Genomic DNA, 20,683 nt, shown 5'->3' with positions numbered 1-20,683 from the left:
AGCTCAGTCCCCGATGCCGGTTCGGTCCCCGGACGCCGCCGCCTTCTCCGGTTTCCCGGCAGCCGGAGCGTGCCGGTCGGCCGCCGGGGCGTGCTTCTCGCCCGCGGCGGCCGGTTCCGCCGCCGCCCGTACGTCGATCTCGCGCCAGAATCCCGCGCGGATCGCGTACCGGTCGTGCTCGTCGATCTGGTCGTCCTTGTGGGCGAGCAGCCCGAAGCGGGCGGCGTACCGGAGAAGTTCGCCGTCGATGCGGTGCGGGATGCGGGGGTACATGGTGGACAGCTTCTGCAGATGGACGGTCTCCGGCAGGCGTTCCAGCCAGCGACGGGCGAATACCTGCCCCACCTCGAAGGGGTCGCCGCCGACCGTGGTGATGTCCTCCTCCCGGTCCGCCCAGCGCTGCTCGGCGCTGGTGACCTGGGCCAGCGTCGGCAGGGAGGCGGTCTCGGGGGGTTCGCCCAGGGTGCTGCCGCGCTCCACCCATCCCCGGTCGGAGGACCAGCGCAGGGTCGCGGCGGCGGGCGGTGCGGCGGGGTGCTGCCGGTCCGGCTGGGCCGCGGGGCCGCGCAGGGTGCCCGCCAGGTCCTTGGGGGTGGGGACGCCCCTGCCGCCGTGGCCGTGCGTGGTGGGGCCGGTGTTCTCGCCGGGCCGCGCGGACGTGCCGTCGGCGTCGGCGTCGGCCCGGGACCGGGAGCCCCGCTCGGCGGAGGCGGAGAGGGCGGCCTCGGGCAGGGGCGCGGAGAGGATCGCGGCGATCTCGGGCCCCGGTACGGGAGGCGGGGGGCAGGCGCCGGCGGTCTCCTTGGCCCGTACGGCCCGGGTGATCCAGGCCCGGTCCAGCACGCGCCGCTCGTCGGCCTCCGCGACCAGGTCCTCGGACTGGTTGTAGTCGCCGCCGGAGGCCTGGACGGCCCAGAGGTGGACGGCGACTCCGTGCTCCTTGGCGGACATCAGGCCGGGCAGCAGGTCGCCGTCACCGGTCACCAGGACGACGTCGGAGCAGGCCCTGTTCCTGGCGAGTTCGGTGAGCTCGGCGTGCATCGCCGCGTCGACACCCTTCTGCGCCCACCGCCCGTCGCTGCGGGTCAGGGCGCCGAGCCGTACCGTCACCCGCGGCATGACGCGCAGCCTGCGGTGTTCGGGCTGCGGCAGGCGGTCGGGGGCGCCGTCGAACCAGTAGATCCGCAGCAGCGGCTGTTCGGTGTCCGCCTCGGCCAGCTCCCGCAGGCCCTGGATCAGAGCCGCGTGGTCGACGGTGATGCGGGATCGGGCGGGCTCCCCGGCCAGCAGGCTCGCGGCCGCGCCCAGCAGGTATCCGGCATCCACCAGGACGACGCAACGGTCCACGCGTTCCACCCTCTTCCAGGAATTCGGGAACGACTCCAACGGGTCCGGTCTCCGGGAAAGGATCGGATCCGCTTACTCAGGGTTTCCGTCGAGTCTGCCCGACCGCACAGGGGTTGACGGCCGGAACTCGATCATCGGCGTGGCGGATCCGGAAAACGGCGCATCTTACCCCCTCGCTACGCACGGTAATGATCCAACATGCGATGTTTATCCGATTATGTGAATCTGACAGCGGTCCTGGCCCCGAGAGTCCCCCTAGGAGGAACACCATGGCCAAGAACAAGAACCGCAAGCAGGGCAGCCAGCAGAACCGCGCGTCCGAGTCGGAGCGCGGCGCGCAGGAGGCACGGTCCACGGCTTTCGAGTCGCAGAACCAGCCCCAGGCCCAGTCCCAGGGCAGCCCTGCCGATGTTGCTCGTAAGCATCAGCGGCGCTTCGGCCACAACTGACCGGACTTCTCCGGTACGGCCACAGGCCGGTAGCCGAGAGGGGCGCACCCGCTTTCGCGGGGCGCCCCTCTCGTGCGTGCGGAACGGTCCGGCCGTGCCCTCGGAACGGTCCGAAACCTCAGCCGGCCAGGCAGGACGGGCCGAGGAGCACCTTCAGGTCACCGAAGAGCGCCGGGTCCGCCTTCACCCGGTGCCGGTCGAGCCGGAGCACCGTGGTCTTGCGGGGGCCCTGGAGCCTGATCCGTACCTCGGTGTCTCCGCGGTGGCTGTTGAGCACCTCGCCGAGCCGGCTGACCATGGGCGGGGTGATCTTGACCGTGGGGATGGTGAGCACCACGGGGGCGTTGGTGCCCGCGTTCGAGATGTCGGGAACCTGCATCTCCATGGCGACGAGGCGGGGCACGTCCTCGCGCTTGTCGAGCCGGCCCTTGACGAAGACGACGGTGTCCTCGACGAGCTGGGTGGAGACCAGCTGGTAGGTGGCCGGGAAGAACATGCACTCGATGGAACCGGCCAGATCCTCCACGGTGGCGATGGCCCAGGCGTTGCCCTGCTTGGTCATCTTGCGCTGGAGGCCGGAGATGATGCCACCCACGGTGACGATCGCGCCGTCGCTGTGCTCGCCGCCCATGAGCTGGGCGATCGCGGCGTCGGCCTTGTCGCTCAGCACGTGCTCGATGCCGAAGAGCGGGTGGTCGGAGACGTAGAGCCCGAGCATCTCGCGCTCCTGGGCCAGCAGGTAGGACTTCTCCCACTCGATGTCGGAGAACTCGACGTCGAGCCCGAAGCCCGGCTCGTCGCTGTCCTCCTCGCCGCCACCGAAGAGGTCGAACTGTCCCTCGGCCTCCTTGCGCTTGACCTGCACCACGTTGTCGATCATGGGCTCGTGGTGGGCGACGAGGCCCTTGCGGGTGTGGCCCATCTCGTCGAAGGCGCCGGCCTTGATGAGCGACTCCACGGTCCGCTTGTTGCAGACGACCGCCTCGACCTTGTCGAGGAAGTCGGGGAAGGTGCTGTACTTCCCCTTCGCCTTGCGGCACCGGATGATCGAGTCGACGACGTTCTGGCCGACGTTACGGATGGCCGTCAATCCGAAGAGGATGACGTCGTCACCCTGTGCGGCGAAGTTCGACTCGGACTCGTTGACGTTCGGCGGGAGCACCTTGATGCCCATGCGGCGGCACTCGTTGAGGTAGACGGCCGACTTGTCCTTGTCGTCCTTGACCGAGGTGAGCAGCGCCGCCATGTACTCGGCGGGGTAGTTGGCCTTGAGGTAGCCGGTCCAGTAGGTGACCAGGCCGTACGCGGAGGAGTGCGCCTTGTTGAAGGCGTACCCGGCGAACGGGACCAGCACGTCCCACAGCGCCTTGATCGCGGCGTCGGAGAAGCCGTTCTTCTTGGCACCGGCCTCGAACAGGACGAAGTTCTTCGCCAGCTCGTCGGCCTTCTTCTTGCCCATCACGCGGCGCAGGATGTCGGCCTCGCCGAGCGAGTACCCGGCGACGATCTGGGCGGCCTTCTGCACCTGCTCCTGGTACACGATCAGGCCGTAGGTGAGGCCGAGGACCTCCTTGAGCGGCTCCTCCAGCTCCGGGTGGATCGGAGTGATCTCCTGGCGGCCGTTCTTGCGCTCGGCGTAGTTCGTGTGCGAGTTCATGCCCATCGGGCCCGGCCGGTACAGGGCCGAGACGGCGGAGATGTCCTCGAAGTTGTCCGGCTGCATCTGGCGCAGCAGCGAGCGCATCGGCCCGCCGTCGAACTGGAACACCCCGAGCGTGTCGCCCCGGCAGAGCAGCTCGTACGTCTTGGGGTCGTCCAGCGGCAGCGCCAGCATCTCCAGGTCGATGCCCTTGTTGGCCTTCACCATCTTGATGGCGTCGTCCATGATCGTCAGGTTGCGCAGGCCCAGGAAGTCCATCTTCAGCAGGCCGAGCGACTCGCACTGGGGGTAGTCCCACTGCGTGATCGTCACGCCGTCGGTGTGCCGCACCCAGATCGGTGCGTGGTCGACGATCGGCTCGCTGGACATGATGACGCCGGCGGCGTGCACGCCCATCTGCCGGACCAGGCCCTCGACGCCCTTGGCGGTGTCGATGACCTTCTGGACGTCCGGCTCGTTCTCGTACATCCCCCGGATCTCGCCGGCCTCGCTGTAGCGCGGGTGCTTGGGGTCGGTGATGCCGTTGAGGTCGATGCCCTTGCCGAGGACGTCGGCGGGCATGGCCTTGGTGAGCCGGTCGCCCATCGCGTACGGGTAGCCGAGGACGCGGGCGGAGTCCTTGATCGCGTTCTTGGCCTTGATCTTGCCGTAGGTGCCGATCATGGCGACCTTGTCGGCGCCGTACTTCTCGGTCACGTACCGGATCACCTCGACGCGCCTGCGCTCGTCGAAGTCGATGTCGACATCGGGCATGGAGACGCGCTCGGGGTTGAGGAACCGCTCGAAGATCAGTCCGTGCTCGATCGGGTCGAGGTCGGTGATGCCCATCGCGTACGAGACGATCGAACCGGCGGCGGAGCCTCGGCCGGGGCCCACGGCGATGCCGTTGTTCTTGGCCCACATGATGAAGTCGGCGACGACCAGGAAGTACCCCGGGAACCCCATCTGGATGATGATGTCCATCTCGTACTCGACCTGCTTCTGCCGGTCCTCGGGGACCCCGCCGGGGAAGCGGCGGTTCATCCCGACACGGACCTCCTCCTGGAACCAGGTGATCTCCGTGAAGCCCTCGGGGATGTCGAACTTCGGCATCAGGTCGCGCTTCTCGAACATCCCGGTGGTGTCGATCTGCTGCGCGACCAGCAGGGTGTTGGCGCAGCCCTCCTGCCAGGCGTCCGAGGAGTCGACGCCGTACATCTCGTCCGTCGTCTTGAGGTAGTAGCCGGTGCCGTCGAAGCGGAAGCGGTCCGGGTCGGAGAGGTTCTTGCCGGTCTGGATGCAGAGCAGCGCGTCGTGCGCGGTCGCCTCGCTGGCGTAGGTGTAGTGCGAGTCGTTCGTCACGAGCGGCGGGATGTTCAGCTTCTTGCCGATTTCGAGGAGCCCGTCACGGACGCGGCGCTCGATCTCGATGCCGTGGTCCATCAGCTCCAGGAAGTACTTGCCCTCGCCGAAGATGTCCTTGTAGTCGGAGGCGGCCTGGACCGCCTCGTCGAACTGTCCGAGCCGCAGCCGGGTCTGCACCTCGCCCGAGGGGCAGCCGGTGGACGCGATCAGGCCCTCGGACCACTGGGAGATGGTCTCCTTGTCCATACGCGGCCACTTCTGCAGCCAGCCCTCGGCGTAGGCGTCCGACGACAGCTTGAAGAGGTTGTGCAGCCCCTTCGCGTTCGACGCCCAGATCGTCTTGTGGGTGTAACCACCCGAACCGGAGACGTCGTCGCGCTTCTGGTGCGGCTGGCCCCACTGGATCTTCCGCTTGTGCTTGCGCGACTCGGGGGCGACGTACGCCTCGATCCCGATGATCGGCGTCACATTCGCCTTGGCGGCCGAGTGGAAGAAGTCGTACGCCCCGTGCAGGTTGCCGTGGTCCGTCATCGCGATGTGGGACATGCCCATCTCGTTGCAGGCCTCGAACATGTCCTTGAGCCGCGCGGCACCGTCCAGCAGCGAGTACTGGGTGTGGACGTGAAGGTGCGTGAAGGGCGGCTTGGTCACGGCGCTGTGCCTCCGGGGAACGAGGGATGACGGGCTGGGGGGACAGCGTGGAAGTCTACGTCTCCGAGGTGACGAACGACGGGCACTCCGGGATACGGTCGCGCGTTGGAGGAGCGAGGAAGCCCGTCCGTTTTGTCATGTACGTCGTCATGCAGGCCAGGTACCGGGAGGCACCCAGAAATGTCGGAAACGCAGACCGTCGCAGCCCAGCGCGGGGAGCAGATCCTTGAGGTCTTCGACACCGCTTTCGGCGAGCTGCTGGCCGCGGATCCGGCCGCCTTCCGCGTGAAGTTCCGCAAGATGGCAGGCTCGGCCTTCGCCTTCTACCGGGGCACGGCGTGCCTCTTCTACGACGACCTGGCGCGGGAGCGGAACGGCGGGCCGTACCTGGACGAGCGCACCGGCCGGGTGTGGATCCACGGCGATCTGCACGCCGAGAATTTCGGCACGTACATGGACGCCAACGGCCGGCTGGTCTTCAACGTGAACGACTTCGACGAAGCGTATGTGGGCCCCTTCACCTGGGACCTCAAGCGCTTCGCCGCCTCCGTCGCCCTGATCGGTTACGCGAAGGCGCTGGGCGACGACCAGATCACCGAGCTCGTCCGGGTCTACGCGGCGGCCTACCGCGAGCGGATCCACGCGCTGGCGACGGGCGCGAAGAACGACGAGGTGCCGCCCTTCACCCTGGACACCGCCGAGGGTCCGCTCCTGGGCGCGCTGCGTGACGCCCGGTCGCTGACCCGGTTCTCGCTGCTCGACTCGATGACCGAGATCCGTGACTTCGAGCGCAGGTTCGCGGAGGGCGGCGGTGCGATCGACCTGGACGCGGCGACGCGGTACAAGGTCCTGGCCGCGTTCGACGGCTATCTGGAGACGCTGCCGGATTCGAGCCTGACCCGGCCGGACTCCTACCGGGTCAAGGATGTCGTCGGCCGTCGCGGGATCGGTATCGGGTCGGCCGGGCTGCCCTCGTACAACATCCTCCTGGAGGGCAACAGCGACGCCCTGGAGAACGATGTCGTGATCTATCTCAAGCAGGCCCAGACCCCTGCCGTCTCCCGGCACATCACGGATGCGGCGGTGCGCGGCTACTTCCAGCACGAGGGCCACCGCACGGTGATCTCCCAGCGTGCCCTGCAGGCGCACGCCGACCCGTGGCTGGGCTGGACCGAGCTGGACGGCGCCGGGCAGCTGGTCGCCGAGGTGTCGCCGTACGCGGTCGATCTGGACTGGTCGGACATCGACGAGCCCGAGGAGATCGCGGCGGTCGTCGCCGACCTCGGCCGGGCGACGGCCACGATGCACTCCGCGGCGGACGACGAGAGCGGCCACTCGCTGGTGCCGTTCTCCACCGAGCGGGCGATCGACGCGGCGATCGCGGCGGACGAGGAAGGCTTCGGGGACCTGCTGGTGGAGTTCGCCCACAGCTACGGCGCCCGGGCCCGCGCGGACCACCAGATCTTCGTGGACCTGTTCCGCAACGGCCGCATCCCGGGACTCCAGAACGGCCGCGGGACGCTGTAAGTCTTCCCACAGGACCCCGGTCCTTTAGGGATCGCTTACAGGTTCGCATGCGACACTCCCTGACGATGGACATCTCCGGGACGCAGCTCAGAGTCGTACGCGCGGCGCTTTTCACAGCGCTCGTCGTGACGCTCTCCGCTGCCTCCCATGTGCTGCTCTCCCGGGTCCCCCTGCCGCTGACCCTCGTCGCCGTGCTGGCCGGCGCGGTCTTCGCCGTGGCGTACGCGCTGGCCGGGCGGGAGCGTGGCTTCGGGGCCATCGCCGGACTGCTGGTGCCGCTGGAGCTGGCCGCCGACACCGTCTTCACCACCGGCCAGCATCTCTGTTACGGCGCGGCGGGCGGCCCGATCGCGGGGCCGCTGCGGTCGGTCGGCGTCGACGTGCTGTGCGGCGGCGGTGACGTCGGTGCGGGCGCGGCGGGGCTCGGCGGCGTCGGTGCGGTGGGTACTCCGCTGGCCTCGGTGACGTCGGGCGGTGACGGCACGGCCGCGCTGCTGGCGTCGCCCGGCCCGCTGGTGCCGTGGCTGCTGCTGGCCGCGCATGTGACGGTCGGGCTGCTCGCCGCCGCCTGGCTGCACCGGGGCGAGCTGGCGCTCGCCGGGCTGCTGGGCGCGTTCGCCCTGATGGCGTTCCGGCCGCTGCTGATCGCGGTGGCCGTGGCGGGGGCGGTCCGCCGCTCCGTACGCCTCAAGGTCCGCACCGTCGGTCCCGGTCCGCATCTGCTCGTCCACGCCCGCTTCCTGGTGCACTCCGTGGGACGGAGGGGACCACCGTGCTCGGCCCGCGCCACCGCCTGAGCACACAAGTCCCTGATGACGTACGACCACGCACCCACGGAGAACCCCACCATGAGCAAGCGCAACAGCCAGGCCAGCAAGTCCGCCGCCCGTGAGCGGCTGCGCGCGGAGCGCGAGCGCCAGGCCAAGAAGGACAAGACCCGCCGGCAGGTGGTCGTCGGCGTCTCGGTCGTCGCCGTCCTGGCGATCGCCGGAGGTGTCGCCTACGGCGTGATGCAGCTGAACAAGCCGGACCACTGGGACGCCGCGAAGGACGCGAAGAACGTCAGCGCGCCGAAGAACACCTCGGGCACGAACGGCACGACCGTGGTGATCGGCAAGTCGACCGCCAAGAAGACCCTGGAGCTGTACGAGGACTCCCGCTGCCCGGTCTGCGCCCAGTTCGAGCAGACCGTCGGGGAGACCGTCCACAAGGACGTCGACGCGGGCAAGTACAAGGTCAAGTACATCGGTGCCACGTTCCTCGACAGCAACGGCGGCGAGGGCTCGAAGAACGCCCTGAGCGCGCTGGGCGCCGCGCTGGACGTGAGCCCCGAGGCCTTCCTCGACTACAAGTACGCGCTCTACTCCGCGAAGTACCACCCGGACGAGACGGACGACAAGTTCAAGGACGACTCGTACCTGATCAAGGTCGCCGACACGGTGGACGCGCTGAAGGGCAATGACGCCTTCCGGAAGAACGTCAAGGACGGCACGTACGACGCCTGGGCGATGAAGATGTCCGCCACCTTCGACAAGAGCGGCGTCCAGGGCACTCCGACGCTGAAGATGGACGGCAAGGCGCTGACCGGTTCGGACAACAAGAACGCCCCGATGACCGTGGCGGACTTCAACACCGCGATCACCGCCGCGCTGAAGGGCTGATCCGCCCGGCCCCGACGTGAACGGGCAGGTGAACCGACCGGGTTCACCTGCCCGTTCACGTCCGTCGTGCGTTCGGTCAGTCCGGATCCGGCCAAAGCTCCCCGTGTTGACGGCAGATGACGGCCGCGTTCCGGGCGGCTTCACTCAGGGAGCCAATGGGGACACACCGGCCATGAGTACGTCCCGGTAGATGACGTTCGTGTCTCAAACTCCGGAGCGGGCAGAAGATTTTCTTACCGATGCACCGTTTTGCACCATGGATGATTGGGCCGGATCAATTCTCGTCCACGCATGACATGCCCACGTAATCTCCCCGGCGGCGGGTGAGGAAATACCTCCCCCACACATCCGCGAGGAGTCCCTGTGCGCACTCTTGCTCGTATATCACCACGTATGCGTCACCGTGCGATCGGCACCGCCGTCCTGGCCGGAACCCTGGCCCTGGCACCCCTCACCGTCTCCTCCGGCGCCACCGCCGATTCCGGCAGGGCCACCGCGGCCGCCTCGGCCGAGGCCTGCGCCGACACCCCGGCCGGCGCAGCCGCCCGCCAGTCCCGCCCCACGGGCCCGCAGCACGCCTCGGACCCCAACGAGCTCACCACCGCGCAGGCCGCGGCCATCGACAAGCAGCTGAAGCAGAGAGTCGCCGAGCGCCGGCTCACCGGCTCCGCGCTCGCCGCCGGAGCGACCATCCCCGTCTACTTCCACGTCATCCACTCCGGCACCACGGGCAAGCTCACCTCGGCCCAGATCAGCAGCCAGATGAGCGTGCTGAACGCCGCGTACAGCGGCCAGGGCACCGGCAACACCGCCACCGGCTTCCAGTTCTCCCTGGCCGGCACCGACTACACGGACAACGCCTCCTGGTACAACCTCTCCGACGGCACGTCCGCCGAGAGGTCCATGAAGACGGCGCTGCGCAAGGGCGGCAAGAACGCGCTCAACGTCTACACCGCCAACCTCGGCGGCGGACTGCTCGGCTGGGCCACCTTCCCGAGCTCCTACAGCTCCAGCCCGTCCATGGACGGCGTGGTGATCCTGGACGCCTCGCTGCCCGGCGGCTCCGCCACCAACTACGACGAGGGCGACACCGCCACGCACGAGGTCGGCCACTGGATGGGCCTCTACCACACCTTCCAGGGCGGCTGCAATGGAAACGGTGACTACGTCTCCGACACCCCCGCGGAGTCGAGCCCCGCGTACGAGTGCCCGACCGGGCGCGACTCCTGCACCAGCAAGACGGGCGTCGACCCGATCCACAACTTCATGGACTACACGTACGACTCCTGCATGTACCAGTTCACCGCCGGCCAGGTGCAGCGGATGAGCGACAGCTGGACCGCCTACCGGGGCTGATTCCGCTCCGTAGCGCCCGAAGGGCCTCGCGCGTGCGCGGGGCCCTTCGGCGTCCTCACAGCGTGGCGAGGAAGCCGATCGCGACCTTCCAGGCCAGCTCGGCCGACGCCTGGTCGAAGTCCGGCAGTTCCGCGTCGGTGAACAGGTGCCCCGCGCCGGGGTACCGGTAGACCTCGACGTCGGCCCCGGTCCGCTGCATCTGCAGATACCAGGAGTTCAGCCAGTCGTGCGTCTCGAACGGGTCCGGGTCGGCGACGTGCAGCTGTACGGGCAGCTCGTCCACGGAGGCGTTCTCGGCGATGTCCGAAGTGCCGTGGAACAGCAGCAGCCCGCGGGCCTTCGCGTCCCCGAGGGCCAGCGTCTGGGCGACGGACGCGCCGAGCGAGAAACCCACGTAGACCAGCCCGCGGTCGGAGTAGGGCGCCGCGGCGAGCACGGCCCGCCTGAGCAGCTCCTCCTTGCCCGTCTCCTCCTTGAAGGCCAGCCCTTCCTCGACGGATTCGAAGGTGTGTCCCCCGAAGAGATCGGGCACGTGCACCTCATGCCCGGCGGCGCGCAGCCGGTCGGCGGCCGCGTGCACCGCGGGGCGCAGCCCGTACGTCGAGTGGAAAAGCATGATGTTCATGGGGTCAATGGTGCCAGTTACGGTCGAGAGCTTGGAGAGCGACGGCATGGAGAACGTACTGCGTCCGCTGATCGTCCTCGGCGGTACGGCCGTGATCACTCTGGCGGCGGGCTGGCTCCTCGACCTGCTGCTCAGGCGTGCCGACGGCCGGCACCACGAGACTCCGCTGTGGGGTCTGCTGCGACGCTGCCGGATCCCGTTCCAGCTGACTCTCTGCACGGCACTGCTGCGGGCCACGTACACGCACACGCGGCTCGCCCTGGTCCGCGACCACCGCACGGGCATCGGACAGGTGCTGACACTGGTCCTGATCGGGGCGTCGGCCTGGCTGGTGGTGCGGATCGCCGTGGCCGTGGTCGACTCCGTGTACGCGCGCTACGCGGCGACCACCCGGGATCCGGCGCGGGTCAGGCGGGTCCGGACCCAGGTGACGCTGATCCAGCGGGTGGTCATCGCGATCGTGACGACCGTCGCCGTCGCCGCGATGCTGCTGACGTTCCCCGCCATGCAGACGGTCGGCACCTCGATGCTGGCCTCGGCCGGAGTTCTCGGCATCGTCGCGGGCGTCGCCGCCCAGTCCACGCTCGGCAATCTCTTCGCCGGTCTGCAGATCGCCTTCGGCGACATGGTGCGGATCGGCGACACGGTGGTCGTGGACGGGGAGTGGGGCACGATCGAGGAGATCACCCTGACCTTCCTCGCGGTCCGGACCTGGGACGAGCGGCGGATCACGATGCCGGTCTCGTACTTCACCAGCAAGCCCTTCGAGAACTGGTCGCGCGGCGGGGTCCAGATGACCGGTTCGGTCTTCTTCCATCTCGACCACGCGGCACCGGTGGCCGCGATGCGCGATCAGCTGCGGGACATCCTGGGCGAGTGCGCCGCCTGGGACGGCCGGGACTGGTCGCTGGCGGTCACCGACACCACTCCCTCCACGATCCAGGTGCGCGCGGTGGTCACGGCGAAGGACGCGGACGACATCTGGACGGTGCGCTGCGCGGTGCGGGAGCAGCTGATCGGCTGGCTGCGCGACCACCATCCGTACGCGCTGCCGAGGATCGCCACGGCTCCCGCGACGCTGCCGCCCGGTGACGCGTGGCCGACGGGGAACGACGCGGACGAGAAGCCGGCGGGCTGGGGCAAGGCGCCGCGCACGGGACGCGGCTGAGCCCGGCCACCCGCGCCCGTCGGTGAGCGGTCGGCGGTCAGAGTCGGTCAGCAGCCCGCCGCTCAGCGGCCAGCGGCCAGCGGCCAGCGGCCAGCGGCCAGCGGTCAGCGGCCAGCGGTCAGCGGTCAGCGCAGGCTGCGTACGTCCAGCTGCCGCAGGACCCGGTCGACCACCTCGGGGTCCGCGCCCGCCTCGCTGCGCGCGGAGAGGACGGCGTGGCGGGCGGCCGACATCATCTCGCGCTGGATGCGGCTGACCGCCTTGAACCGCTCGGCGCGCTGGGCGTACGCCTCGCGCCGTTCGTCGTCGACCATGTCGGGGCTGATCCGCGCACCCACGTCGTAGGCCAGCCGCTGGAGGCGCTCCACAAGGTCCTCGGGGAACTCCTCGACCTCCTGGATCTCCTTGAGCCGCTGCCTGGCCGCCTTGGCGGCCCGGATCGCGAGGTCCCGCTCCAGCGCGGCCTCGGCGTCGGTGTCCGCGCGCACCCCCAGCCGGCGCACCAGCCAGGGAAGCGTGAGGCCCTGGAAGACCAGCGTGACCATGATCACGGCGAACGCGATGAAGACGATCTCGTCGCGGCCGGGGAACGGCTTCCCGTCGTCCGTCTTCAGCGGGATGGCGAGCGCGAGGGCGACCGAGGCCACGCCGCGCATCCCGGCCCACCACATGATCACGGTCTCCCGCCAGCTGGTCGGGATGTCCTCGCTGACGTCGCGGCGGGTGTGCAGCCGCTTGGCCAGCCAGGTCGCGGGCAGCAGATAGAGCAGCCGTACGCCGACGACGACGGCGACGACCGCCAGCGCCCAGCCGGTCATCTCCAGCCGGTGCCCGTCGGCGGTCCCGAAGACGTTGTGCAGTTCGAGGCCGATCAGCCCGAAGGCGACACCGGTGACGAGCGTGTCGACGATCTCCCAGAAGGTTCGGCCGGTGAGCCGGCCGAGGACGTCGTCGGCGTCGGCGGTGTGCTCGGCGAGGAAGAGCGCGGTGGTCAGGACCGCGAGCACGCCGGAGCCCATCAGCTCCTCGGCGAGGACATAGCTGACGAACGGCACCAGCAGGGTGAGCCCGACCTGGAGGGTGGCATCGCCGAGCAGGCCCATGAGTTTGATGGTGAGCCAGCCGAGCGCGGCGCCCACCGCCACGGCGACGACGGCGGACAGGACCAGCAGCCCGAACGCCTCGGGCAGTGAGAAGGTGCCGCTGACCGCCGCGGCGATCGCCACGTGGTAGAGCACGATCGCGGTCACGTCGTTGAACAGCCCCTCGCCCTCCAGGATCGAGATGAGCCGGCGGGGCAGCCCGACCGATCCGGCGACGGCGGTGGCCGCGACCGGGTCGGGCGGGGCGACGAGCGCGCCGAGCGCGACGGCCGCGGCGAGGGGCAGTCCGGGGATGACCGCGTTGGCCACGGCGGCGACGGCCGCCGTCGTCAGGAAGACCAGGGCGACGGCCAGCAGGAAGATCGGCCGTTTGTTGGCGGCGAACTGCCGCCAGGAGGTCCGCTGCACGGAGGCGTAGAGCAGGGGCGGCAGCAGCGCGGGAAGAATGATCTCCGGCGGGATGTCCACGTTCGGTACGAAGCTGAGGAAGGCCATCACGACGCCCATGAGTGTCATCAGCACCGGCGCGGGAAGCCCCAGCCGGTCCCCCAGTGGCACGGTGACCACAGCTCCGAGCAACAACAGGAGCAGCAGAGCCATTTGATCCACGAGGTGCCTTCCGGAGCGCTCCGGCCGGGCCCGGTCTCGGCACGGCCAAGACTCTCAGCCTGCCATGCGCCCCGTGTACCGCGAGGCCAGGGGGTGCGCCGGGGTGTCAGACCGTCCGACGCATCGCCCGGTGCGGAATGCCCGCGTCCGGGAACTCGGGGCCGTAGGCGACGTAGCCGAGCCGCTCGTAGAAGCCGAGCGCATGCGTCTGGGCATGCAGGTCGACGGCGGCCAGGCCGAGTTCGCGGGCGGCGTCCTCGATGGCCCGCACCAGCGCCGCGCCGACCCCGAGGCCGCGTGCCTCACCGGCCACCGCGAGCCGGCCGAGCGAGCCGACCGTGGGGTCCGCGCCGGTCTTCGCCTCCGTGCCGGGACCGTGCAGCAGCCGTCCGGTGCCGAGTGCCGTCCCGTCCGCGGCGACGGCGATGACGTGCACCGCGTCCGCGTCGTAGGCGTCGTACTCGATCTCCTCGGGCACGTTCTGCTCGCCGACGAAGACGTCCTTGCGGATCTGGAAGCAGGCGGCGCGGTCCTGCTCGTCGGTGACCGTGCGGGTGGTGTAGGTGGTCATTCGCTCTCTGCCGCGATCCTGTCGAGGGCCTGCTGGAGGTCGTCCGGGTAGGTGCTCGAGAACTGTACCCAGCTGCCGTCCGAGGGGTGCTCGAAGCCGAGCCGCACCGCGTGCAGCCACTGCCGGGTCAGGCCCAGCCGCTTGGCCATGGTCGGGTCGGCGCCGTAGGTCAGGTCGCCGACGCAGGGGTGGCGGTGGGCGGACATGTGCACCCGGATCTGGTGCGTACGGCCCGTCTCCAGCTTGATGTCCAGGAGGCTGGCCGCGCGGTACGCCTCGATCAGGTCGTAGTGCGTCACGGAGGGCTTGCCCTCGGCGACCACGGCCCACTTGTAGTCGTGGGTGGGGTGGCGGCCGATGGGGGCGTCGATGGTGCCGCTCATCGGGTCCGGGTGGCCCTGGACCAGCGCGTGGTACCTCTTGTCGACGACCCGGTCGCGGAACTGGGCCTTCAGCAGGGTGTAGGCGCGCTCGGACTTGGCGACGACCATCAGCCCGGAGGTGCCGACATCGAGCCGGTGCACGATGCCCTGGCGCTCGGCGGCGCCCGAGGTCGAGATCCGGTATCCGGCCGCGGCGAGACCGCCGATGACAGTGGTGCCGGTCCAGCCGGGGCTCGGGTGCGCGGCGACGCCGACCGGCTTCATGATCACGACGATGTCGTCGTCGTCGTGGACGATCTCCATGCCCTCGACGGGCTCGGCGACGATCTGCACGGGAGCGGGCGCCTGCGGCATCTCGACCTCCAGCCAGGCACCGCCCCGCACCCGTTCGGACTTCCCGACCACCGAACCGTCCACCTGCACCTTCCCGGCGGCGGCCAGCTCTGCGGCCTTGGTGCGGGAGAAACCGAACATGCGGGAAATGGCGGCGTCGACACGCTCGCCTTCCAGACCATCGGGTACGGGCAGGGTGCGGACCTCGGGTTGCGTACTCACCTGTCGAGTATGCCTTGCGTGGCCCCGTGCCGACGACCGGCGATGTCCGCCCCATGGGCAGCCTCGTCCGGTGCGTACGCGGAGCGGCCGGGATTTCCCGGCCGGGTCTCCCTTGCTCGCCCTAGTCCTTGTGGACGGTCCCGTCGGGGTCCAGGCCCTTGAAGGAGAGCAGCACGATCAGGATGCCTCCGCAGACGATCGCCGAGTCCGCGAGATTGAAGACGGCGAAGTGCGCGGGGGCGATGAAGTCCACCACCGCGCCCTGGAAGGCACCGGGTGCGCGGAAGACGCGGTCGGTGAGGTTGCCGAGCGCCCCGCCCAGCAGCAGGCCGAGCGCGATCGCCCACGGCAGGCTGTAGAGCTTGCGCGACAGCCGGGCGATCACCACGATGACGGTCGCCGCGATGATCGTGAAGATGACCGTGAAGGCCTCGCCGATACCGAACGCGGCTCCCGCGTTGCGGATCGCGTCGAGCTTGAGCCAGTCGCCGAAGATCTCGATCGGCTCCTGGTGCTCCAGCTTCGCCACGACGAGCATCTTGCTGCCGAGGTCGAGCAAGTAGGCGAGGACGGCCACGCAGAAGAGCAGGATGATCCGGCGCCGCCGGGTGGCCGGCGAACGGTCGACCGTGTCCGCCCCGTCAGCGTCCTGAACCTCCGGACCGGCGTCCCGCCCGTCCGGCCCGACGGCGTCCGGAGACCCGCTCGTGCCGGCCCGCTCCGGCTCGGCTCCTTCGTGTCCCTCAGCCTCGGGGATGTCCGGCGTACCGATGATGCGCTCCGCCTCTGCCACGTGAGTCCCTCAGCCTAGTTCCCGACGGAGAGGTTGTCGGGTGATCTGCGATCGGAGCGCGGACGCGGTCCGGTGCGTGCGATTCCAGGGCGCCGGAATGGTCCTCGTAGCGGAGCTACCAGGACATCTCGGCATCGCGGGAAGCGTGCGTGCCAGGACCTGGCCGCCCGATCGCGGATCACCCGACAGCCTCTGGGGACGAGGGTACGACACACCGGTGGGGATCAGGCGCGTCGCTCCTGCTTCTGTTTGTCCTCGACGCAGAGGGTGGCCCGGGGGAACGCCTGCATCCGCGCCTTGCCGATCGGGTTGCCGCAGATCTCGCAGAGCCCGTACGTGCCGGCGTCGAGCCGGGCCAGTGCCCGTTCGGTCTGCTCCAGCATCTCCTGGGCGTTGGCGGCGAGCGACATCTCGTGCTCGCGGGTGATGTTCTTGGTGCCGGTGTCCGCCTCGTCGTCGCCCGCCCCGTCGCCGGAGTCCCGCATGAGCCCGGCCAGGGCCAGACCCGAGGCCTCCAGCTCGTTGCGCAGGCGCGCGATCTCGCCGGTCAGCTCGGTGCGGGCGGCCTCGACCTCCTCGGGCGTCCAGGGGTCCTCTCCCGGCCGTACGGCCAGCTCACCCGGGGCCGTCGCCGCAGCCCGCGCCGGGGGTACGGGTGCCGCGCCGCGGCCGGCCGGCCGGGTCCTGGCCGCGCTCTTCTTGGCTACCACCGTGTGGGCTCCCGTCTGCTCGGCGGCCTCGGCCGCCTCCGTGGCCGCCTCGGCGGCCTTCTCCGAAGCCTTCTCGGCCGTGGGCTTCCCGGCCGCGCTCTTCTTCGCCGCGGCCTTCTTCGTCGTCTTCTTGGCCGCGCTCTTCTTCGCCGCGGCCTTCTTGGCCACGCTCTTCTTCGCCGCCTTCCTGACGGCCTTCTCCGCTGTCATGCCGGCTTCCGCGCTTTCGGCGGCCTCGCCCTGCGGCTCCGGCCCGGTGTCCGTCGCGCTGTGCGCGGACGCGTCCGGAGTGCGCTCCCGGCCGGTCTCTCCAGTCGTCTCCCCGGCTGCCGCGCCCGTGGATCTCGCTGACGCCGTCTTCTCTGCGGCGGTCTTCTTCGCCACCATGGCCGCGGCCCCTTCACGCATTGTGATCTTGCTCGCGAGTCGTGCTGGGACGATAAGTCGACCCCAGCCCCGCGGCAACGGGGCACGCCGCCGCATCGCCCCTCCCCGAGTCCGGATCACCGCGCGCCTGAAACCGTTGTGCCCAGCTCACCGCCCGGTAATCCGCCTTCGCACCGCCCGCCGGGCGTCGCCGGGACCCGGTCGGCGCCGACTGGCCATTCGGGTCACGCCGGGGCCACCGGAAATCCGGTCGGCCGCCGCACCCCGGGGCCCGTACACTGGCGTCAGCGAGAGGCATGGACGGGACGAGTAGCGTCGTACGCAGCCCAGAGCGACCCGGGGACGGTGGGAGCCCGGGGGCGAGCGCGCCGTGAAGATCACCCCGGAGCCGCCGGAAGAAAGCCCTGGACCGTGGGTTCCGCCCACGGCCGCAGGGCCAGTAGAACCGGCATCGCACCCCAATGAGGGGGCCGCGGGCGGCACGCCCGGGGCCAAGGAGGGTGGTACCGCGGGATCCGGCAACGGTTCTCGTCCCTCCGACGGAAGTGGAAGACGTCCGCCGGAGGAAGCCCGCACATGACATCGCCGCAGTACCGCCAGGTACCCGCCCAGGTCGACCTGCCCGCGCTCGAGCACGCCGTGCTCGACTTCTGGCGCGAGAACAAGGTCTTCAGCCAGAGCCTCGAACAGTCCGAGGGCCGCCCCGAGTGGGTCTTCTACGAGGGCCCGCCGACCGCCAACGGCATGCCCGGCGCCCACCACATCGAGGCCCGCGTCTTCAAGGACGTCTTCCCGCGCTTCCGCACCATGCAGGGCTACCACGTGGGCCGGAAGGCCGGCTGGGACTGTCACGGCCTGCCGGTCGAGCTCGCGGTCGAGAAGGAGCTGGGCTTCAACGGCAAGAAGGACATCGAGGCGTACGGCATCGCCGAGTTCAACGCCAAGTGCCGCGAGTCCGTGACCAGGCACACCGACGCCTTCACCGAGCTCACGACCCGGATGGGTTACTGGGTCGACCTCGACGACGCGTACCGCACGATGGACCCCGAGTACGTCGAGTCCGTGTGGTGGTCCCTGAAGGAGATCTTCAACAAGGGCCTGCTCGTCCAGGACCACCGCGTCGCCCCCTGGTGCCCGCGCTGCGGAACCGGGCTCTCCGACCACGAGCTGGCCCAGGGGTACGAGACGGTCGTCGACCCCTCGGTCTTCGTGCGCTTCCCGCTGACCTCGGGCCCGCTGGCCGGCGACGCCGCCCTCCTGGTCTGGACGACGACCCCCTGGACCCTGGTCTCCAACACGGCCGTCGCCGCGCACCCGGAGGTCGAGTACGTCGTCGCGACGAACGGCGAGGAGAAGCTCGTCGTCGCCCGCCCGCTGGTCGAGAAGGCGCTCGGCGAGGGCTGGGAGCTCACCGGCCAGTCGTTCACGGGCCGCGAGATGGAGCGCTGGACCTACGAGCGCCCGTTCGCACTGATCGACTTCCCGGCCGAGGCGCACTATGTCGTCAACGCCGAGTACGTGACCACCGAGGACGGTACGGGTCTGGTCCACCAGTCCCCCGCCTTCGGCGCCGACGACCTCCTGGTCTGCAAGGCGTACGGCCTGCCGGTGGTCAACCCGGTCCGCCCCGACGGCACCTTCGAGGAGGACGTGCCGCTGGTCGGCGGCGTCTTCTTCAAGAAGGCCGACGAGGCGCTCACCGAGGACCTGGCCGCCCGGGGCAAGCTCTTCCGGCACGTCCCCTACGAGCACAGCTACCCGCACTGCTGGCGCTGCCACACGGCGCTGCTCTACTACGCGCAGCCGTCCTGGTACATCCGCACGACCGCGGTCAAGGACCGTCTCCTCGAAGAGAACGAGAAGACCAACTGGTTCCCCGAGTCGGTCAAGAACGGCCGCTTCGGTGACTGGCTGAACAACAACGTCGACTGGGCCCTGTCCCGCAACCGCTACTGGGGCACCCCGCTGCCGATCTGGCGCTGCGAGGACGACCACCTCACCTGCGTCGGCTCGCGCGCCGAGCTGACCGAGCTCACCGGCACCGACCTCTCCGGCCTGGACCCGCACCGGCCGTTCATCGACGAGATCACGTTCACCTGCTCGCACGAGAACTGCCAGCTGGAGGCGTACCGCGTCCCCGAGGTCATCGACGCCTGGTACGACTCGGGCTCGATGCCGTTCGCGCAGTGGGGCTACCCGCACAAGAACAAGGAGATCTTCGAGAGCCGCTACCCGGCGCAGTTCATCTCGGAGGCCATCGACCAGACGCGCGGGTGGTTCTACACGCTGATGGCGATCGGCACCCTGGTCTTCGACAAGTCGTCCTACGAGAACGTGGTGTGTCTGGGCCACATCCTCGCCGAGGACGGCCGGAAGATGTCCAAGCACCTGGGCAACACCCTTGAGCCGGTCCCGTTGATGGACCAGCACGGCGCCGACGCGGTCCGCTGGTTCATGGCGGCCGGCGGCTCGCCCTGGGCGGCCCGCCGCGTCGGCCACGGCACGATTCAGGAGGTCGTCCGCAAGACGCTCCTCACGTACTGGAACACGGTCGCCTTCCAGGCCCTGTACGCCCGTACGTCGGACTGGGCGCCCTCGGCCGCCGACCCGGCACCGGCCGACCGCACGGTCCTGGACCGCTGGCTGCTCAGCGAGCTGAACGCCCTGGTGGACCAGGTGACGCGGGCGCTGGAGGGGTACGACACCCAGCGCGCCGGCAAGCTGCTGTCCGCGTTCGTCGACGACCTGTCCAACTGGTACGTACGCCGCTCCCGGCGTCGCTTCTGGCAGGGCGACAAGGCGGCGCTGCGCACCCTGCACGAGGTCGTCGAGACGGTCACCCGGCTGATGGCCCCGCTGACCCCGTTCATCACCGAGCGGGTGTGGCAGGACCTGGTCGCACCGGTGGCCCCGGACGCACCCGCGTCGGTCCACCTCGCCACCTGGCCGCAGGCGGACCTGTCGGCGATCGACCCGGGCCTCTCCACGCAGATGGCGCTGGTGCGCCGCCTGGTCGAGCTGGGACGGGCCACGCGCGCCGAGTCGGGCGTCAAGACCCGTCAGCCGCTCTCCCGCGCCCTGGTCGCGGCCTCGGGCTTCGAGACCCTCTCCCCCGAGCTCCACGCCCAGATCACGGAGGAGCTGAACGTCTCCTCGCTGGCCTCGCTGTCCGAGGTGGGGGGCTCGCTGGTCGACACGACGGCGAAGGCGAACTTCCGGGCGCTCGGCAAGCGGTTCGGCAAGGGCGTCCAGGCGGTGGCCAAGGCCGTCGCGAACGCGGACGCGGCAGCGCTCTCGCTGGCCCTGCGCGAGGGCACGGCGTCGGTCGAGGTCGACGGGGAGCAGATCACCCTGGCCCCCGACGAGGTCATCATCACGGAGACCCCGCGCGAGGGCTGGTCGGTCGCGTCCGACTCCGGCGCCACGGTCGCCCTCGACCTGGAGATCACCCCGGAGCTGCGTCGCGCGGGCCTGGCCCGTGACGCGATCCGGCTGATCCAGGAGGCCCGCAAGAACAGTGGCCTGGACGTGGCGGACCGCATCGCCGTCCGCTGGACGTCCACGTCGCCCGCCACGGCCGAGGCCCTGGCCGAGCACGCGAACCTGATCGCGGACGAGGTCCTGGCCCTGGACTACGCCGAGGGCGAGGCGGACGCGGCGTACGGCGAGCCCTTCGAGGACGAGGGCCTGTCCCTGACGTTCCGCCTCCGCAAGACGGAGCAGTAGCCCGCATCACAGAGGGGCCCGGCCGGACACGCTCCACGCTCCGGCCGGGCCCCTCTGC

The 20,683-nt window shown here is 70.0% G+C and carries 15 protein-coding genes; 7 read left to right on the top strand and 8 right to left on the bottom strand.

Going from position 1 to position 20,683, the window contains the following annotated elements:
* Window positions 1–3: 3 nt before the first annotated feature.
* Window positions 4–1,356 (bottom strand): NYN domain-containing protein, encoded by a 1,353-nt coding sequence (locus tag ACZ4LX_RS03535; protein WP_467635000.1) that lies wholly within the window; start codon window positions 1,354–1,356, stop codon window positions 4–6.
* Window positions 1,357–1,616: 260 nt separating this feature from the next.
* On the opposite strand from ACZ4LX_RS03535, the gene ACZ4LX_RS03530 reads away from it, so the two are divergent.
* Complete coding sequence (locus ACZ4LX_RS03530; protein ID WP_467634997.1) at window positions 1,617–1,796, top strand: hypothetical protein; 180 nt, start codon at window positions 1,617–1,619, stop codon at window positions 1,794–1,796.
* 118 nt (window positions 1,797–1,914) lie between these two features.
* On the opposite strand, the gene dnaE is transcribed toward ACZ4LX_RS03530, so the two are convergent.
* Window positions 1,915–5,451, bottom strand: a complete 3,537-nt coding sequence (gene dnaE / locus ACZ4LX_RS03525; protein ID WP_467634993.1) for a DNA polymerase III subunit alpha — start codon at window positions 5,449–5,451, stop codon at window positions 1,915–1,917.
* Between the two features lie 180 nt (window positions 5,452–5,631).
* Between dnaE and ACZ4LX_RS03520 the strand changes: the two genes are divergently transcribed.
* The 4 genes from ACZ4LX_RS03520 to ACZ4LX_RS03505 all read left to right on the top strand — a co-directional run bounded on the left by ACZ4LX_RS03520 (window position 5,632) and on the right by ACZ4LX_RS03505 (window position 9,995).
* Window positions 5,632–6,978: a DUF2252 domain-containing protein gene (locus ACZ4LX_RS03520; RefSeq protein WP_467634990.1), complete on the top strand. Its 1,347-nt coding sequence runs from the start codon at window positions 5,632–5,634 to the stop codon at window positions 6,976–6,978.
* 65 nt (window positions 6,979–7,043) lie between these two features.
* Window positions 7,044–7,775 carry a hypothetical protein gene (locus ACZ4LX_RS03515; RefSeq protein WP_467635741.1) on the top strand — a complete coding sequence of 244 codons (732 nt, stop codon included), beginning with the start codon at window positions 7,044–7,046 and terminating at the stop codon, window positions 7,773–7,775.
* A gap of 51 nt (window positions 7,776–7,826) precedes the next feature.
* Entirely contained in the window at window positions 7,827–8,639 is an 813-nt protein-coding gene (locus ACZ4LX_RS03510) for a DsbA family protein (protein ID WP_467635737.1), read from the top strand.
* 393 nt (window positions 8,640–9,032) lie between these two features.
* Complete coding sequence (locus ACZ4LX_RS03505; protein WP_467634988.1) at window positions 9,033–9,995, top strand: zinc metalloprotease; 963 nt, start codon at window positions 9,033–9,035, stop codon at window positions 9,993–9,995.
* 55 nt (window positions 9,996–10,050) lie between these two features.
* Here the strand turns inward: ACZ4LX_RS03505 and ACZ4LX_RS03500 are convergent, their stop codons facing one another.
* Window positions 10,051–10,629: a dienelactone hydrolase family protein gene (locus ACZ4LX_RS03500; RefSeq protein ID WP_467635732.1), complete on the bottom strand. Its 579-nt coding sequence runs from the start codon at window positions 10,627–10,629 to the stop codon at window positions 10,051–10,053.
* 37 nt (window positions 10,630–10,666) lie between these two features.
* On the opposite strand from ACZ4LX_RS03500, the gene ACZ4LX_RS03495 reads away from it, so the two are divergent.
* Window positions 10,667–11,788: a mechanosensitive ion channel family protein gene (locus ACZ4LX_RS03495; RefSeq protein ID WP_467635729.1), complete on the top strand. Its 1,122-nt coding sequence runs from the start codon at window positions 10,667–10,669 to the stop codon at window positions 11,786–11,788.
* Between the two features lie 125 nt (window positions 11,789–11,913).
* On the opposite strand, the gene ACZ4LX_RS03490 is transcribed toward ACZ4LX_RS03495, so the two are convergent.
* The 5 genes from ACZ4LX_RS03490 to ACZ4LX_RS03470 form a co-directional block, all read right to left on the bottom strand.
* Window positions 11,914–13,500, bottom strand: a complete 1,587-nt coding sequence (locus ACZ4LX_RS03490; RefSeq protein ID WP_467634986.1) for a Na+/H+ antiporter — start codon at window positions 13,498–13,500, stop codon at window positions 11,914–11,916.
* A gap of 106 nt (window positions 13,501–13,606) precedes the next feature.
* Window positions 13,607–14,071, bottom strand: a complete 465-nt coding sequence (locus ACZ4LX_RS03485; protein WP_467634982.1) for a GNAT family N-acetyltransferase — start codon at window positions 14,069–14,071, stop codon at window positions 13,607–13,609.
* Complete coding sequence (locus ACZ4LX_RS03480; RefSeq protein ID WP_467634977.1) at window positions 14,068–15,009, bottom strand: RluA family pseudouridine synthase; 942 nt, start codon at window positions 15,007–15,009, stop codon at window positions 14,068–14,070. Before ACZ4LX_RS03480 ends, ACZ4LX_RS03485 begins: the two co-directional genes overlap by 4 nt.
* A gap of 121 nt (window positions 15,010–15,130) precedes the next feature.
* Entirely contained in the window at window positions 15,131–15,802 is a 672-nt protein-coding gene (gene lspA, locus ACZ4LX_RS03475; RefSeq protein WP_467634973.1) for a signal peptidase II, read from the bottom strand.
* 224 nt (window positions 15,803–16,026) lie between these two features.
* Window positions 16,027–16,722 (bottom strand): TraR/DksA family transcriptional regulator, encoded by a 696-nt coding sequence (locus ACZ4LX_RS03470; RefSeq protein WP_467635724.1) that lies wholly within the window; start codon window positions 16,720–16,722, stop codon window positions 16,027–16,029.
* A gap of 753 nt (window positions 16,723–17,475) precedes the next feature.
* Here ACZ4LX_RS03470 and ileS point away from each other — a divergent pair.
* Window positions 17,476–20,625 carry an isoleucine--tRNA ligase gene (gene ileS / locus ACZ4LX_RS03465; RefSeq protein WP_467634969.1) on the top strand — a complete coding sequence of 1,050 codons (3,150 nt, stop codon included), beginning with the start codon at window positions 17,476–17,478 and terminating at the stop codon, window positions 20,623–20,625.
* Window positions 20,626–20,683: the final 58 nt, after the last annotated feature.

The sequence above is a fragment of the Streptomyces sp. NPDC026062 genome, assembly GCF_055568375.1.
This window is presented reverse-complemented; position numbering and strand designations above follow the sequence as displayed.